Below are 16,128 nucleotides of genomic sequence, written 5' to 3' on the forward strand. Positions count from 1 at the left end.
GGCGCCCCGTCAGACCGCGTCGGCCAGGAGCAGGGAGTGGATGCGGTCCGGGGCGCCGGGGCGGGCGTAGTACCAGCCCTGGGCGGTGTCGCAGCCCAGTCGGCGCAGCTGATCGGCCTGGGCGGCGGTCTCCACGCCCTCCACCGTGACGGCCAGCTCCAGGCTGTGGGCCAGCGACACGATGCCCTCCACGATCTTCAGGTCGACCGGGTCGGCCGGGTGCTGCTGCATGCCCCGGGTGAAGGAACGGTCCAGCTTGAGCACGCTGACCGGGAGGCGGCGCAGGTTCGCCAGGTTCGAGTAGCCGGTGCCGAAGTCGTCGAGGGCGATGTCGACGCCCATCTCGGCGAGCTGCCGCAGCGGCTTGAGGAGATCGTCGTCGGCGCCGATCAGGGCGGACTCGGTGACCTCCAGGCACAGCGCGCCCGGCTCCAGGCCGGAGCGCTCCAGCACGTCGACCGTCTCGGCGACCAGGCGGGGGTGGTGCAGCTGGGTCGGCGAGAGGTTGACGTTGATCCGCAGGGGACCGCCGTCGCTGTGCCGCTCCTGCCAGAAGTTCGCCTGCCGGACGGACTCCTCCAGAACCCAGCGCCCGAGGGGCACGATGAGACCGGTGTGCTCGGCGAGCGGGATGAACCGGTCGGGCCCCAGCACCCCGTACTGGGGATGGCACCACCGTACGAGCGCCTCCGCACCGTGCACCGTGCCGTCGCCGAGGTGGACGAGCGGCTGGTACTCGATGAAGAACTCGCCCCGGTCCAGTGCCGCCGGGAGCGCGGTGGTCAGCCCGTGCCGGGTGATGGCACGGGCGTCGGCCTCCGCGTCCGCGAGCTGGTAGCGGTTGCCGCCCGCCGCCTTGGCCCGGTACATGGTGATGTCCGCGCTGCGGAGCACCTCGGCGGCACTGCGCTCCCCGGAGGGCCCCTCGACGACGCCGATCGAACCGCGGACGGTGAGTTCGCGGCCGTCCAGCCGGATGGGCGCGGCCAGCACGTTGAGGATGCGGCCCGCCAGTTCGTCCACCTCGTCGGCGGTGTCGGGGCCGGTGGTCAGGGCCACGAACTCGTCGCCGCCGAGCCGGGCGACCATCTCGCCGGGGGCGGTGGCACAGCTCTGGAGCCGGTCGGCGACCTCGACGAGAAGGCGGTCGCCGGCCGCGTGGCCGAGGCTGTCGTTGATCGCCTTGAAGCCGTCGAGGTCGAGGTAGCACAGGCCGAAGCGGGTGCCGTCCCGGGCGGTGAGGGCCTTCTCAAGACGCTCGAAGAACAGCGTCCGGTTGGGCAGTCCGGTGAGCGCATCGTGGGTGGCCTCGTAGCGCAGCCGCAGGTTGAGCAGGCGCCGTTCGGTGGTGTCCTCCATCAGCGCGAGCTGGTACTGCGGGCGGCCTTCGGGGTCGCGCAGCAGGGAGACGGTGAGGTTGGTCCACAGGACCGTACCGTCGTTGCGGTAGTACGCCTTCTCGACCCGGTAGTGGTCGCGTTCGCCGCGTACCAGCTCGTTGTAGAACCTCCACACCTGGGGCGAGTCCTCGGGGTGGACCCACTCGTTCACCTTGTGGCTGCGGACGTGGTGCTCCAGACCGCCGAACATCTTGGTGAGGGTGTCGTTGACCTCCAGGACATTGCCGTCCAGGTCGGCGATGCCGATGCCGACGGCCGCGTCCTCGAAGACCGCGCGGAACCGCGCCTCCGTGGCGTGCAGGGCCTCTTCGGCGTGCGAACGGGCCGTCAGCGCCGAGCGGGCGATGGCCTCCTGCTCGGCGAGCGTGCGCTCACGCAGCGCCCGGGAGAAACCGGCCGCCAGCGTGTGCTGGATGCGGGCGCAGCGGGCCCGCCCGTCCTCGGTGGACAGGACGCCGGGCCCGTTGTGGCCGCAGTAGAGGACGAGGTAGGAGTCGACGACGCCGAGCGTGGAGCTGAGGGCGTCCGGGTCGGTGCAGTGCGCGTCGACCAGGGCCGCGCCCACCCGCTGGGCGGGCGCGGCGTCGAAGGGGCGGGCGTGCAGGATGCCGTTGAGCTCGCGTGCCAGGGGCAGCAGATGCTCTTCGAACTCGGGCCGGGTCAGGGAGGTGGCCGTCAGCGGGAAGATGGCCCGGCTCCAGATCCTGGCGAATCTCCGGAGGCGGCCTTCGGGACCGTCCGGTTCCGTGTCCGGCTCACCGGACGCCTGGGCGGGGATGCTCACGCCTTGCGCCCAACCCCTGCGAAGCCCGAGAAGGCGTACGGGTCTTCCTGCCCCGGCGCCTGCGGGGTGTCGGGCCGCCATTCGGGCATCTGCACGAGTCCCGGCTCGACCATCTCGTAGCCGTCGAAGAACCGGCCGATCTCCTCGCGCGAGCGCATGACCAGCGGGTTGCGGATGTTCCGGTAGACGCCGACCGTCCCGTCGGCCTCCTCCTTGGACAGCGGGATGCCCTCGTACGAGGCGTGGGTCAGGACGATCAGGCTGCCGGGGGCCAGCGCGTCGCGGAGTTCGGCGACCGCGGCGTACGGGTCGTCGGCGTCCTCGACGAAGTGGAGCACCGCTACCAGCAGCAGGGCGACCGGGCGGTTCAGGTCGAGCAGCCCGGTGATCTCCGGGTGCGCCAGGATGCCCTTGGGGCGGCGCAGGTCGGCGGCGGCGATGACCGCGCGGTCGTTGCCCTCCAGCACCGCCTGGCTGTGGGCGACGGCGACCGGGTCGTGGTCGACGTACGCCACCTTGGCCCCGGGGTCGGCGGTCTGGGCGACCTCGTGGACGTTGCCGAAGGTCGGGATGCCGGAGCCGATGTCGAGGAACTGGTCGATCCCGGTGTCGACGGCATGGCGGACGGCGCGGCGCATAAAGGCCCGATTGGCCTGCATGATCTTGGGGAGGCCCGGGAGGAACTCCATGGCCTTGCGCGCCGCTTCCCGGTCCACCTCGAAATTGTGCGATCCGCCCAGATAGAAGTCGTACATGCGAGACACGCTCGGCACCGAAATGTCAATGCCCTGCGGTGCCCAGGCGGGACGCTCCATCGATGTCTCCAACAAGTTCGCCACGGCGATCCGGCCATGTTCATGGTCAGTGTTGACCAGAGGCTACTGATCGGCCGCCAAGAGGGCGAGTGGAAACGGAAATTAGCGGTCCGTTATTGGTCACACTCCGGTGGCATGTGCGGCCGGTCCGTCGCTGCGCGTATACACGCAGCGACGGACCGGCACGCCGGGCGCCGTTTCCCGGTGGTTCGGGGCCACTTGGGGCTCCTGGGCGGTTATTCGCCGCTGTCGCGATTACTTGGCGGCACCGACGAGTTTCGAATCGGGGGAAACGGCATACCAGGTGCCGCCGACTCCTTGACCGTTGGTGTCGCCGGGCTTCGAGTCACCGGCGAACGTATAGATCGGCCAGCAGTCGATGGTCTGCTGCTCGATACCGTCAGGGCGGTCGAAGGTGACGAATCCCTTCGTCGTCACTCCGTCCACCTCGCTTTTGGCCACCGGAGCGACTACCGGCCACTTCTTGAGGCAGTCGCCCGTGCACGCCGTCTTCATCGGCCATGCGGAGTCCTTGGTGAACCGGTAAACGGTCATACCGCGGCCGTCCACCACGATGTCGCCGAGTTTCGGGTCCTTGCGGACCGAGAGACCCGCGGGGTCGGCGGGCTCGGCGGCGCCCGCGCCCGCGCTGTCGGCGTTGACCGCCGCCTTCTTTCCGTCGGGAGCCGAGGCGAACCAGGTGCCGCCGACCCCCTGCCCGTTGACCTGACCCGGTGCGGTGTCCTTCGCGTACCGGTACATCGGCCAGCCGTCGATGGTGAGTTGCTTGGTGCCGTCGGCCCGGGTGACCTCCCCGAGCAGTTCGTCGTCGGTGCCCGCGGCGGCCACGGCGTTGCCCGCACCCACCACGGGCCAGATCGCCGCGCACTCGCCGTCGCAGTTCGACTTGGGCGGGTTCGCGGTGTCCTTGTCGAAGCGGTAGAGCGTGAAGCCCTCGCTGTCGGTGAGCACCTTCCCGAGCTTCTTGCTGTCCTGCACGCCGAGTTGACCGGCCTCCTTCGTTTCCGCGGCGTCCTCGTCGGCCCCGGAGCCGTAGCCGCCGCCGGCCGATCCGTACCCGCTCTCCGCGGGCTGCTGGGCCGGGGCCGCGTTGCCGACGGACTGGCCGTTGGGCGAGGCCGCGCCGTTCTCCTGACCGCACGCCGTCGTGAGCGTCAACAGGGCCGCGGCGGTGACCGCGAGCGAGGCGTTGCGCCAGGTGTTCATGTCGACTCCCGTAGTACTTCGTCGTATCGCTGCCGATGACGACGCGTGACCGCGTCGTTCATGGCCCTAGGTACGGGGCGCCGACCGGTTCGCGTTCAACGGGAGGCGGAGAAGAATTCCGGCAGGACGCGATCACCACGCAAACACGAATGGCCTATTATCCCCACGATCAGGGGAATCACCCGGAAGTCCCGCGTTTCCCCCGGCTGCGTGGATCATGCTGCCCGTCGTGCACGGATCACGCATCGGACGGCTCACGGCAGCCGCCGCACTCCTCTGGCTGATAGCCGTACCGCCGCCCGCGACCGCCGACAACTGCGCGGTGGCCTCGATCGGGCAGGGCGACGGCAGTTCCTCGGTCGCCGTGGCGGGCGACGGGGGGTGCGCGGCGGTCTCCACCCCGGAGCCGCCACCACCGCCGCCCCCTCCCAAACCACCACCGCCGCCGCCCGCACCGCCACCGCCGCCTCCTCCGCCGCCTCCTCCGCCACCGCCACCGCCGCCGCCCACTGCGGCACCACCGCCGCCTCCCGCACCGCCTCCCGCACCGCCTCCCGCACCGCCGCCTCCGCCGAAGCCGTCGGCCTCACCGGAGCCCTCGGTGCGGGCGCAACCGGCGGCGCCCCGGCCCGTGGCGCGGCCCGCGTACCGCAAACCGACCCGCAAGGAGCCCCGGAGCGGACCGTCACTGGTGTCCCTGACCCTGCTGATCACCGCCCCCGCGGTGTTCGCCGTCGCCGTGCTGCGGCCACGATCGTCTCGCTGACCAGGAGAGATGCATGTCCGAATGGCTCGTACTGAGCATTGCCATGGCGTCGGCCTGCGCGGTCGTCCTCACCATCGCCGTCCTGAACAACCGGCGGATCGGGGATGACGACGACCCGTCCGAGACGCCCGACGTCATCGAGTACATGACGATGATGATCGGCGTGGTCTACGCGATCGTCCTGGGCCTGGCCATCGCCGGGGTGTGGGAGGGCCGCAGCGCCGCCCAGGAGTCCGTACGCCTGGAGGCGCAGGCGCTGCACGAGGTGCAGGCGCGTGCCTCCGTCTATCCGGCCGAGGTCCGCGACCGCATCCGGGCGGACGTGGACGCCTATGTCGCCCATGTCGTCGAGGACGAGTGGAGGGTGATGTCCGAGCGGGGCGGACTCACCGAACGCGGCACGCAGCTGCTGGACCGGGTGCGGGCCGACGTCACCGACTACGAGCCGCAGACCGACCACGAGGGGCAGGCCTACCAGCCGCTGGTCGACCAGGTGGCGGCGGCGGACGACGCCCGCAGCTCACGGGGGCAGAACGCCGAGGCGACGATGCCCGGGGTGGTCTGGTTCGGCCTGATCATCGGGGCGCTGGTGACCGTCGGGCTGATCTTCACCCTCCAGATCCGCAGAACGTTCCGCGAACTGCTGCTGGCAGGCCTCTTCAGCGCGCTGATCGCCTTCCTGCTCTTCCTGATCTGGGACTTCGACGCGCCCTTCGGCCGGGGCGTCTCGGCCACCGCGACACCGTTCTTCGACCTCTTTCCGGACGCCACCCGCTGACGCCGCGCTCCCCCGCCCGGTGCGCCGGCCGGGGGACCCGACTGCCCCATTCGCCGGACCCCGATCGCGCACGGTGGGGACCCCTCCTAGCGTGTCGGGCATCGAGGTGCATTTTTCCTGCTATGTGGAAATTCGTTCCGCAGCTGCCCCTCGGGGAACCCGGAGGATCCACCATGCGCGCGATACGTGTCGCACCGTTCGCCCTGCTCGGCGCCAGTGCCCTGACGCTGATCGCCCCGTCCGCCGCCCTCGCGGCTCCGGACGGGGCCACCAGCACGTTCAATCCGACGATCACGCCTTCGGTCATCGCGCCGGGCGGCCGCGTGACCCTCGGCGCCGGCGGGTGCACGGGTGAGACGACCGTCAGCTCGGGCATCTTCGACACGACGGTGATCCCGAGCGGCAGCACGACGGCCACCGCGACCGTCGACACGGACGCCCGCCGGGGCGCCGTCTACGCCGTCACGTTCACCTGCGGCTCCACCGGCACCTCGCGCAACGTCAACCTGACCATCACGGGCGGCGCGACGAGCACCCCCACCCCGGCACCCAGGGTCCCGACCGCGAGCTCCACGGCCCTTGTCCCGGGCGGCGTGCGCGGCGGGCTCGGCGGAAGCTCCGGCACCACCGACGCGGTGGAGGTCGCCGCCGGTGCGGGCCTGGTGCTCGCGGCCGCCTCGGGCGCCCTCTACTTCGCCCGTCGGCGCAACACCGCCCGCCGGCACTGAAGCCGTCACGTGCGCCGCACGACAGTCGCCCCGGGTCCTGATCCAGGACTCGGGGCGACGGGCGTATCGGGCCGGGCGGGAGGTTCGCCGCCCTAGAACGCCGCATGGCTCGTCCGCCGACGCCGGACGAGGAAGACCGCGCCGCCGACGGCCGCCGCGGCCACCAGACCGCCGCCGACCTGCATCTCCACGGAGTTCGGGCCCATCGAGCCGCCGAGGCCGCCCTGCGCGCCCTGACCGGCGAGCACGGTGAACTTGTGCGTGGCGATCCGGTCGTTGTCGCTGCACTTCACCGAGAGGTGGTAGTGCCCCGGCGTGGTGTTGTGCCGGATGTGGGCCGTGGCGTGACCGGTGCCCCCCGCGGAGAGCGTGGTCGTCGGGAACGCGTTCGACCAGACCTTGCCGCCGTGGCCGCAGCCCTGCGCCGTGACCTTCATGGTGGCGCCCTGATGGACCGAGTACGGGTTGACGGTGACGTTGCTCGGACCGTTGGTGGCAGCGGCCATGGGGGCCGCGAGCCCGACGGCCGCGAATGCGGTCGCGGTGACCGCGAGAACGCGTGAAGCGCGCATCGTGTGAACCTCCTGCGGGAAACGCCGCCGGAGGCTTTTCCTCCGGGCTGGATCGACGAGAACGCCTCCCATGACGAACACTCACCAGCGGACCGGCGGCTCGCACTTCGGCACTGCTCCACCCCGGTGACGCGACACGCCGTGCGGAATCCCCGTGAGCTGACGGAGCCGCAGGTCACAGACCATCAAAACTTTTATCTGCTCATTACTCCGATGGGCAGCCGTCCGAGGCGGCGCGGATTCGCCCGCCACCCGTTCGCCCTTCTCTGATCGCCGCCCCGCCGCAGCGCCCCTAACGTTCACAGCGTCGCGACGAAGGGAGAACCATGGGCCGGGACTACGCCGGTGGCGAGCGGACCAGACGTGTGCCCTGGGGTGCGGTCGCCCTGGTGATGCTCACCGGCCTCGCCCTCATGCGCAACGGCACGGAGTTCGGGGAGGCGGGCCCGCCCCAGCCTGCCGCCGCCGCCTCGCTGGATCTGAGCCAGGACGCCCCGGTGCCGCAGGCCGAGGGCGAGCCGGTGCAGCCGCTGCCCTACGCCCCGGCCTCGCGCGTGAAGATCTCGTCGATCAACGTCGACGCCCCCATCGTCGATGTGAACCTGGACGCGGGCGGCTGGATCGACGCCCCGCCCGCCGAGGACCCCAACCTCGCCGGTTGGTACCAGAACGGCATCGCCCCCGGCCAGCGCGGCACCGCCGTGGTCGTCGGCCATGTCGACAACAACTCGGGCCCCGCCGTCTTCTACGGCCTCGGCTCGCTCCGGAAGGGGCACCGCGTCGAGGTCACCCGCTACGACGGCCGGGTCGGGATCTTCGAGGTGTACGGGGTCGAGGTCTTCTCCAAGAACAACTTCCCCGGCCCCCGGGTCTACGGCGACACCGGCCACGCGGAGCTGCGGGTCATCACCTGCGGCGGCGGCTACTCGAAGGCGGGCGGCTACGACGGGAACGTGGTGGTCTTCGCCCGGCTGGTCGACACCCGCTGAGCCCGCCGGACAGGGCTGTGCCCCCGGCCGCCGGGGGCACAGCCCTGCGCGGCGCGGCTCAGACCCGGTGCGGCACCGTGATGCGATAGCCGGAGTCGAGCAGCCGGGGCAGGTAGTGGCGCAGGGCCGCGACGCTCTGCGAGCGGTCGCCGCCCGCGTCGTGCGAGAGGACGACCACGCCCGGCCCCGCCCCCTCCAGCACCCGGCGGACGATCGTGCCCGTCCCCGGCTCCTTCCAGTCGAGGGTGTCCACGGTCCAGGCCATGGGTTCCATGCCCAACTCGGCCCCGATCTCGAACGAGTTGCGGTTCCACGCCCCGTAGGGCGCGCGGTACCAGAGCGGCGACGTCCCGAGCGTCTCCTCGACCACCTCGCTGGTGTGTCCGAGCTCGTCGCGGATCGCGGCGCGGGACAGCTTCGGGATCAGCGGGTGCGACCAGGAGTGGTTCCCCACCACGTGGCCGTCGTCCGCCATCTCGCGCAGCAGGTCCCGGTTGGCGTCCGCCATCTCGCCGCAGACGAAGAACATCGCGCGGACCCGGTGTTTGCGCAGGGTGGTCAGGATGTCCGGGGTGTACAGCGGATCGGGGCCGTCGTCGAAGCTGAGGACCATCGAGTGCCCGAGGTCGGGGAGGTGTTCGAAGGGCCGGGTGCGCACCGGCGGCCGGGCCGGTCTGAACCGGGGCGGCGTCCTCGCCGTCATGGGTTCCAGGCGGTACGGGGAGGGTCTGCCGCGGACGCCTGCCGGGGGTCCCGCCGCGGCGGCGGGCGGGGTTCCGGCGGCGCGTGCGGGGCGGGTGGGCGTCGACGCCGGGTCGGCGACGACCAGGTGCAGGGCGGTGGCCGTTCCGAGGCCGAGGGCGACTCTCAGCAGGGTGCGGCGCTCGGGTCCGGTGTGATCACTTCTCATGGCCAACTGCTCGCACGGCTGAACGTCCGGCCCGGTCGCCGACACCGGGCATCGACCGTTTTGTACCCGATCGACGCAGCATGTCCATCGTGAGGATGTTCCTCACGATGAAGGCGAGGGGGCTTCCCGGGCCGTGCCCCCAGGGGCCGAGCCGATAGCCTCGGAGCCGTGACAGAGCAGCAGCCTCATCAGTTCGAACGCGGCACGGACGGCCCCAAGGTGATCGTCGCGGGGCTCGACGGCTCCGACTCGTCGATGCGCGCGGCCGCCTACGCCGCCGGACTCGCCCGGCGGCAGAACGCCATGCTGGCCCTGGTCTACGTGCAGCCGGTGCTGACCGCGGGCGCGGCGCTGGGCGTGCCGATGGGCGATGCGACGGCCGAGGTGGCAGAGGACCTGGTCACCGAGATCCGCGAGGCGACGGAGCGCTTCCGGGACGCGTGGGACGTGCGGTGGGAGTTCCACACCTTCCGGGGCGACCCCTACAACGGGCTCGTGACGGCGGCCGACGAGCTGAAGGCGGACGCGGTGGTGGTCGGGGCGTCGGAGTCGGCGGGGCACCGCTTCGTCGGCTCGGTGGCGGTGCGTTTGGTGAAGGCGGGGCGCTGGCCGGTCACCGTAGTGCCGTGACCGCGTCCCGGCCGCCTACTTGCCCATGAGGAGCCCGTCCGCCTCCGCACCCCGGCCGAGGACGACGGTGCGAATGCGGTCGCGGACCTCGCGCAGATGCCCGGCCCCCTGGTCCAGGGAGACGTTGAGGTTGACGGCGCGTCCGGTGACGGTGTCGTACCACTGCGGTACGAACTCGGCCTTCTTCACGGTCCAGCGCTCGCCGGGCTTCGCGGGCGGCGCGAAGGTGAAGCGCCCCATCGAGCCCTGGTTGCCGCGCGGGTCCTGGACGCCCTCGTAGTTGATCATCGCCCCGGCGATCTGGTCGCCCATGCCGTAGACCACCCAGGTGCCGTTGACCTTCTCGTACGCCTGCGGGACATGAGCATGGGTGCCGATGATCAGGTCGATGTCGGGGCGGCCCCCGTCGGTGGAGGCGGTGAGCCGCTGGGCGAGTCGAAGCTGCTCGGCATCCGGTTCGTCCTGCCATTCGGTGCCCCAGTGCGCGGAGAGCACGACGACGTCGGCGCCCGCTCGGCGGGCCGCCCGGGCCTCCTCGATGATCTTCCGCTCGTCGATCAGGTTGACCGCCCAGGGGCGGCCCGCCGGCAGCGGGATGTCGTTGGTGCCGTAGGTGTACGCGAGGTGGGCCACCTTGGCCGCGCCCTTGCCCGGCCCGGCGGGCAGGATCGTGGGCCGGGCGGCCTCGGCGGCGGTGCGGGCGGACCCGGCGTGCCGGATGCCCGCCCTCTCCAGCGCCCCGAGGGTCCGCCGGATGCCCTCGGCCCCGTCGTCGAGGGTGTGGTTGGAGGCGGTGGAGCAGGAGTCGTAGCCGGTGGTGCGCAGGGCGGTGGCGACCTCGGGCGGCGACTTGAAGTTCGGGTAGCCGGTGTAGGGGCCGCCCTCCTTCCCGTACACGGTCTCCATGTGGCAGATGGCCAGGTCCGCCGCCGAGACGACCGGGGCGACGCCCGCCAGCATGGGGGTGAAGTCGTAACCCCGGCCGCCCGCGTCGGCGGCGGCGCGGTCGATGACGGAGGAGTGCGGCAGGATGTCGCCCGCGGCGATGAGGGTGAAGGGGCGGGGCCCGTGGGCGTCCTGGCCGGCCGCGCCCCGGGCCGCGGCGGGCGTGCTGGGCGCGGCGGCGGGGGGCTGCTGCCCGGTGCAGCCGGTGGCCGCGGCGAGCAGGAGGGCCAGGGCGGCCATGGCGGCCGGTCGGATGCGCTGCGTCATCTGCTCGACTCCACGTTCGGATGATTACGACCATCCGACTACACAGATCGTCATACCGTAGAAGCAAGGAGCATTGCCGTATACCTAGCTGAACTGGTCGTACCGGCCGACCCCGACGGCCCCTCGACCGTTCACCGCACCATTCGCCGCACTGAGCGACCGCTCGTCGCACGCCTCGGCACACCACCTGTTCCCGCGCCCCCGAATGCGTTCGTATACGCCCGTCGGAACGAGGCCGTCAGGGGCCTCGGCGGGAGAGGACGTCCATGAACACCACGACGACGACCGATGAGCGGGCCATCGCGGAGTTGCAGCGGGAACACGGCCCCGCCCTGTTCCACTTCCTGCTCGGCCTGACCTTCGGGGACCGGCAGCGAGCGGAGGATCTGGTGCAGGAGACACTCGTACGCGCCTGGCAGCACCCCGAGGCGTTCGAGGCGCCCTACGACTCGATGCGGCCCTGGCTGTTCACCGTCGGCCGCCGCCTCGCCATCGACGCCCGCCGCTCCCGCCGGGCCCGCCCGGTCGAGGTCAGCGACACGGTGCTGGAGAGCACCCCGGCCGCCCAGGACACCGCGGACTCGGCCGTCCGCGCCCTGGACGTCCGCGAGGCGGTCCGCACCCTGAGCCCCGAGCACCGGGCGGTGCTGGTGCAGATCTACTTCCGCGGAATGAGCGTCGGCGAGGCGGCCACCGCGCTCGGCATCCCCGCCGGGACCGTCAAGTCCCGTTCGCACTACGCCCTGCGGACCCTGTCGCGCACCCTGCCCGGCTACTCCCCCGAGGGCGATCGCTCCCTTCTGCCCACGCGGGGCGCCCGCCCCCGGTTCAATGCTGCGTGAAGCCCGGTACCGAACGAGGAAGAGAGGCGAGAGGGGATGCGTCCCGAGAGAAGCGATGGGACCGGTGGGAACGGGCTGCCGGTGCCGATGGCCTGGCTGTCCACCGAGTACATCGCCGACGAGCTGTTGCGGACCGGCGACCTGATGGAGCCGACGACCCTGGAGTTCCGGGCGGGGCGCGACGCGCTCGCGCTGACGATGTTCCTCAGCGAGTTCCTCCGGGACACCCCCGCCCCCTGCGCCCTGCCCGAACCCCGTGTCGACGAACTGCGGCTGCTGACCGCGTACGGGAGCACCTGGCGCAGCTGGGTCTGCGAGCGGCTTGATGAGGCGGACCGGCGGGCCGCGGCCGGTGACCCCGATCTGGCGCTGGCGCGGGCGGCCTGGCGGTGGCTGGAGGAGACCGAGCTGCTCGCCGCGGACCTGGACGCGATCGGGCCACCCGTGCCCCGGGAGCCGGTGGGGGCGGGACCGCACGAGGAGGGCGAGGTCCAGGTCTGGACGCCCGCGTGGCAGCTGGGGCTCCCGCTGGGGCATCTGGCCGTGCACCTGTACTGAGCGCCGCGCTCAGGAACCATGCACCCCCGCACGGTACTTGGGCAGCCGTAGCGTGACCTTCATCCCCGCCCCGACGCCGGTCTCGATGACGAGCCCGTAGTCGTCGCCGTACACCTGACGCAGCCGCTCGTCCACGTTGAGCAGGCCGATGCCGGTGGAGGTGCCGCCCTCACCGCGCAGGATCTGACGCAGCCGTTCGGGGTCCATTCCGGTCCCGTCGTCCTCGATGACGACCTCGGCCTCCGATCCGGCGTCGAGCGCGCTGATGGTGATGCGGCTGCGGGTGACCGCCCCTTCCAGACCGTGCTTGACCGCGTTCTCCACCAGCGGCTGGAGGCACAAGAAGGGCAGCGCGACCGGCAGCACCTCGGGGGCGACCTGGAGGGTGACGGCGAGCCGTTCACCGAACCGGGCCCGCACGAGGGCCAGATACTGGTCAATGGAGTGCAACTCGTCCGCCAGGGTGGTGAACTCCCCGTGCTTGCGAAACGAGTAGCGGGTGAAGTCCGCGAATTCCAGGAGCAGTTCGCGGGCCTGCTCGGGGTCGGTCCGGACGAACGAGGCGATCGCGGCGAGCGAGTTGAAGATGAAGTGCGGGGAGATCTGCGCCCGCAGCGCCTTGATCTCTGCCTCGATGAGCTGCGTACGGGAGCGGTCCAGCTCGGCCAGCTCCAGCTGGACGCAGACCCAGCGGGCCACCTCCCCCGCCGCTCGGGCCAGGACGGCCGACTCGCGCGGGGCATAGGCGACGAGCGCGCCCAGGACGCGGTTCTCCACGGTGAGCGGGACGGCGACGGCCCAGCGCAGCGGGCAGTCGAGATCGCCGCACCCGCTGTCGAAGGCGGTGTCGCGGCCGTTGTCCAGCAACCCCCGCAGATGGTCCATCACGTCCTTGCCGTGGTGATGCCCGGTCCCGTCCCAGACCAGCACCCGGTCCCGGTCGGTGAGGCAGAGTGCGTCGGTGCCGAGCAGCGAGCGCAGCCGCCGGGCGGCCCTGCGGGCGCTCTCCTCGGTGAGCCCGGCGCGCAGCGGAGGCGCGGCCAGCGACGCGGTGTGCAGGGTCTCGAACGTGGCGTGCTCGACGGGGGTGCCGACGTCGCTGGGGCGCAGCGGGCGGGCGGCGCGGCGGCCCAGCCGGTAGCCCGCGCCGAGCAGCAGGGCGGCCAGGACCACGAGTACGGCGACGGCTGCCCCGGTCATCGGCCCCTCCCGGCGGCCGCCCGCGCCGAGGTGAGGGCCTCGGGGAGGTGGAAGCGGGTCATCGCCGCGTTGGTGCCCGGCGGTATCCGCCCCGGCGTGGCGAGCGAGACCAGGATCATCGCGAGGAACCCGACCGGCACGGACCACACGGCGGGCCAGGCCAGCAGCGCGTGCGGCCAGCCGGGCGGGGTCACGGCTCCGCTGACCGTGATGCCCACCGCGAGCAGGGCGGAGCCGCCGCCCAGCAGGAGACCCGCGACGGCCCCCGGCGGGGTGAGCCGCCGCCACCAGATGCCGAGGACGAGCAGCGGGCAGAAGGAGGACGCGGAGACGGCGAACGCCATGCCCACCGCATCGGCCACCGGCACCCGGCTCACCAGCAGCGACCCGGCGAGCGGCACGGCGACGGCGAGGACCGTGGCGAACCGGAAGTGCCGCACCCCGCGCCCGGGCAGCACGTCCTGGGTGATGACCCCGGCCACGGCCATGGTGAGCCCGGAGGCGGTGGACAGGAACGCGGCGAACGCCCCGCCCGCGATCAGCGCCCCGAGGAGGTCGCCGCCGAGCCCGCCGATGACCCGGGCGGGCAGCAGCAGCACGGCGGCGTCCGCGTCGCCCCCGTACCGCAGTTCGGGGCTGTAGAGCCGGCCGAGCGCCCCGTAGATCGGCGGAAGCAGGTAGAAGAGGCCGACCAGGGCGAGCACCGCGACGGTGGTGCGGCGGGCGTCGCGACCGTTGGGGCTGGTGTAGAAGCGGACGACGACATGGGGCAGGCCCATGGTGCCGAGGAAAGTCGCCACGATCAGCCCGTAGGTGGCGTACAGCGGGTGGTCGGCGCGGAAGACGGCGAGCTGGTCGTCGAAGCTGACCCGGGGCCGCCCGTCGCCCTGCCAGGCGAGGACCAGGAAGAGGGCGGGGACGAGCAGGGCGGTGAGCTTGAGCCAGTACTGGAAGACCTGGACGAAGGTGATGGAGCGCATGCCGCCCGCCGCGACGGCGGCCGTCACGACGGTGGCGACGAGGACGTCCCCGAGCCAGCCGGGCGCGCCGGTGAGGATCTTCAAGGTGAGCCCGGCGCCCTGGAGCTGCGGCACGAGGTAGAGCCACCCCGCCCCGACGACGAGCGCGCTCACCAGCCTCCTGACCTGCCGCGATTCGAGCCGCCCTTCGGCGAAGTCGGGCAGGGTGTACGCCCCCGAGCGGCGCAGCGGGGCGGCGACGAAGACCAGCAGCACCAGATATCCGGCGGTGTAGCCGACCGGGTACCAGAGCATGTCGGGGCCGTGGACGAGGACGAGCCCGGCGACGCCGAGAAAGGAGGCGGCCGACAGGTATTCCCCGCTGATCGCGGCGGCGTTGAGGCGGGGGCGCACGGTGCGCGAGGCGACGTAGAAGTCGGAGGTCGTACGGGAGATGCGCAGGCCGAAGCCGCCGACGAGGACGGTGGCGAGGACGACGAGGGCCACGGCCACCCAGGACGCCATGGGGGCGGAGGCGCTCACGGGGCGGGGCGGCCCTCCACCAGCCGGGCGAAGTCGCGTTCGTTGCGCTCGGCCCGGCGGACGTACCACCAGGCGGCCAGAGTGAGCGGCGGGTAGGTGGCGAAGCCGAGCACCGCCCAGACCAGGGCGGAGCTGTTCAGCGCGGCGAAGAGGAGCGGCAGGGTGCCCGCGACGAGGGCCAGCACACCGAAGACGGTGAGGGCGGCCCGGAGCTGGCCGCGCATCAGGGAGCGCACATAGGCGCCGCCGAGGGCGGTCTGCTCGTCGATCTCCGACTGGGTGCGGTGGCGGGGCAGCGGGCGCACCCGCCTCGGCTCCCGCGTGACCACTTCGCGCCGGGGGGATGGCTCTGCGGACATGGGCTCGGAGTGTAGGCGGCGGCGGGTGCCGGTGGGAAGGGATCGCCGAAGAACACAGCAGGTCAGCGACGGCCTCGCGACCTCCTTCAGCGGCCGCCCTGGCGCATGAGGAGGTCGCGCAGGGCGCGGGTGTGGCGACGGCTGACGGCGAGCTCGGCCTCCCCGATGCGGACGCTCATGCTCCCCGCGTCCAGGCGCAGTTCGTCGATCCGGTTCAGCGCCACGAGGTGGCGGCGGTGTATCCGGACGAACCCGCGGGTGCGCCAGCGCTCCTCCAGGGTGGTGAGCGGGATGCGGACGAGGTGGCTGCCGGTGGCGGTGTGCAGCCGCGCGTAGTCGCCCTGCGCCTCGGCGTACGCGATCTCGTCGACGGGGACGAAGCGGGTGACGCCGCCGAGCTCGACCGGGATCTGGTCGCTCGCGCTGTCGTGGACCGGGGCGGACCGCTCCCCCACCTGTTCGGCGACGCGGCGCACGGCCTCGGCGAGGCGTTCGCGGCGGACCGGTTTGAGGACGTAGTCGACGGCCTTCAGGTCGAAGGCGTGGACGGCGAAGCCCTCGTGCGCGGTGACGAAGACGATGAGCGGGGGCGCGGCGAATCCGGCGAGCAGCTGGGCGACGTCGAGGCCCGTGAGCCCCGCCATGTGGATGTCGAGGAAGACGACGTCGATGGCGGACGGGTCGTCGGGACCCGCGTCGACCGCGCTGCCGATGAGGCGCAGCGCCTCGGTCGCGCCGGTGGCTCCCTCGGCGCTGCGGATGCGCGGGTCGGCGCGCAGGAGGTAGAGGAGTTCCTCCAGGGCGGGTTGTTCGTCGTCGACGGCGAGTACGCGCAGCATGGGCCGGAGTTTAGGGG

Annotated in this window: 17 protein-coding genes; 7 read left to right on the forward strand and 10 right to left on the reverse strand. The window is 72.2% G+C overall.

The window, feature by feature from the left end:
• Positions 1-9: 9 nt before the first annotated feature.
• The 3 genes from ACZ5WC_RS19325 to ACZ5WC_RS19335 form a co-directional block, all read right to left on the reverse strand.
• Positions 10-2,184 (reverse strand): putative bifunctional diguanylate cyclase/phosphodiesterase, encoded by a 2,175-nt coding sequence (locus tag ACZ5WC_RS19325; protein WP_468541924.1) that lies wholly within the window; start codon positions 2,182-2,184, stop codon positions 10-12.
• Entirely contained in the window at positions 2,181-2,999 is an 819-nt protein-coding gene (locus ACZ5WC_RS19330; protein ID WP_468541925.1) for an SAM-dependent methyltransferase, read from the reverse strand. The genes ACZ5WC_RS19325 and ACZ5WC_RS19330 overlap by 4 nt, the downstream gene beginning before the upstream one ends.
• Before the next feature lie 255 nt (positions 3,000-3,254).
• Entirely contained in the window at positions 3,255-4,226 is a 972-nt protein-coding gene (locus ACZ5WC_RS19335; RefSeq protein ID WP_468541926.1) for an SCO0930 family lipoprotein, read from the reverse strand.
• A gap of 381 nt (positions 4,227-4,607) precedes the next feature.
• Here ACZ5WC_RS19335 and ACZ5WC_RS19340 point away from each other — a divergent pair, with 381 nt between their 5' ends.
• From ACZ5WC_RS19340 to ACZ5WC_RS19350, 3 genes are all read left to right on the forward strand, one after another.
• A complete protein-coding gene (locus ACZ5WC_RS19340; RefSeq protein WP_468541927.1) occupies positions 4,608-5,027 on the forward strand; it encodes a hypothetical protein in 420 nt (139 codons plus the stop codon).
• Positions 5,006-5,770 carry a bestrophin-like domain gene (locus ACZ5WC_RS19345; RefSeq protein ID WP_468541928.1) on the forward strand — a complete coding sequence of 255 codons (765 nt, stop codon included), beginning with the start codon at positions 5,006-5,008 and terminating at the stop codon, positions 5,768-5,770. Before ACZ5WC_RS19340 ends, ACZ5WC_RS19345 begins: the two co-directional genes overlap by 22 nt.
• Before the next feature lie 173 nt (positions 5,771-5,943).
• A complete protein-coding gene (locus ACZ5WC_RS19350) occupies positions 5,944-6,498 on the forward strand; it encodes a hypothetical protein (protein ID WP_468541929.1) in 555 nt (184 codons plus the stop codon).
• A 92-nt stretch (positions 6,499-6,590) separates the two neighbouring features.
• On the opposite strand, the gene ACZ5WC_RS19355 is transcribed toward ACZ5WC_RS19350, so the two are convergent.
• Positions 6,591-7,070, reverse strand: coding sequence for a hypothetical protein (locus tag ACZ5WC_RS19355; protein WP_096630124.1), 480 nt, complete (start codon positions 7,068-7,070; stop codon positions 6,591-6,593).
• Between the two features lie 326 nt (positions 7,071-7,396).
• Between ACZ5WC_RS19355 and ACZ5WC_RS19360 the strand changes: the two genes are divergently transcribed.
• Positions 7,397-8,059, forward strand: a complete 663-nt coding sequence (locus ACZ5WC_RS19360) for a class F sortase (protein WP_468541930.1) — start codon at positions 7,397-7,399, stop codon at positions 8,057-8,059.
• A gap of 58 nt (positions 8,060-8,117) precedes the next feature.
• Here the strand turns inward: ACZ5WC_RS19360 and ACZ5WC_RS19365 are convergent, their stop codons facing one another.
• Positions 8,118-8,969, reverse strand: a complete 852-nt coding sequence (locus tag ACZ5WC_RS19365) for a polysaccharide deacetylase family protein (RefSeq protein ID WP_468541931.1) — start codon at positions 8,967-8,969, stop codon at positions 8,118-8,120.
• A gap of 168 nt (positions 8,970-9,137) precedes the next feature.
• On the opposite strand from ACZ5WC_RS19365, the gene ACZ5WC_RS19370 reads away from it, so the two are divergent.
• A complete protein-coding gene (locus ACZ5WC_RS19370) occupies positions 9,138-9,599 on the forward strand; it encodes a universal stress protein (protein WP_468541932.1) in 462 nt (153 codons plus the stop codon).
• 15 nt (positions 9,600-9,614) lie between these two features.
• Here the strand turns inward: ACZ5WC_RS19370 and ACZ5WC_RS19375 are convergent, their stop codons facing one another.
• Positions 9,615-10,811 (reverse strand): CapA family protein, encoded by a 1,197-nt coding sequence (locus tag ACZ5WC_RS19375; RefSeq protein WP_468541933.1) that lies wholly within the window; start codon positions 10,809-10,811, stop codon positions 9,615-9,617.
• A gap of 266 nt (positions 10,812-11,077) precedes the next feature.
• On the opposite strand from ACZ5WC_RS19375, the gene ACZ5WC_RS19380 reads away from it, so the two are divergent.
• Positions 11,078-11,653, forward strand: a complete 576-nt coding sequence (locus ACZ5WC_RS19380; protein ID WP_096630118.1) for a sigma-70 family RNA polymerase sigma factor — start codon at positions 11,078-11,080, stop codon at positions 11,651-11,653.
• A gap of 36 nt (positions 11,654-11,689) precedes the next feature.
• Positions 11,690-12,211, forward strand: a complete 522-nt coding sequence (locus ACZ5WC_RS19385) for a hypothetical protein (RefSeq protein WP_468541934.1) — start codon at positions 11,690-11,692, stop codon at positions 12,209-12,211.
• A 9-nt stretch (positions 12,212-12,220) separates the two neighbouring features.
• Here the strand turns inward: ACZ5WC_RS19385 and ACZ5WC_RS19390 are convergent, their stop codons facing one another.
• From ACZ5WC_RS19390 to ACZ5WC_RS19405, 4 genes are all read right to left on the reverse strand, one after another.
• Entirely contained in the window at positions 12,221-13,411 is a 1,191-nt protein-coding gene (locus tag ACZ5WC_RS19390) for a sensor histidine kinase (RefSeq protein WP_468541935.1), read from the reverse strand.
• The gene (locus tag ACZ5WC_RS19395; protein ID WP_468542030.1) at positions 13,408-14,895 is read right to left on the reverse strand and encodes a sodium/solute symporter; all 1,488 of its coding nucleotides are present in this window, start codon (positions 14,893-14,895) and stop codon (positions 13,408-13,410) included. The genes ACZ5WC_RS19390 and ACZ5WC_RS19395 overlap by 4 nt, the downstream gene beginning before the upstream one ends.
• 14 nt (positions 14,896-14,909) lie before the next feature.
• The gene (locus ACZ5WC_RS19400; protein ID WP_311122472.1) at positions 14,910-15,272 is read right to left on the reverse strand and encodes a hypothetical protein; all 363 of its coding nucleotides are present in this window, start codon (positions 15,270-15,272) and stop codon (positions 14,910-14,912) included.
• Positions 15,273-15,358: 86 nt separating this feature from the next.
• Positions 15,359-16,111, reverse strand: a complete 753-nt coding sequence (locus ACZ5WC_RS19405) for a LytR/AlgR family response regulator transcription factor (RefSeq protein ID WP_096630110.1) — start codon at positions 16,109-16,111, stop codon at positions 15,359-15,361.
• Positions 16,112-16,128: the final 17 nt, after the last annotated feature.

The organism is Streptomyces sp. NPDC033165, from assembly GCF_055577965.1.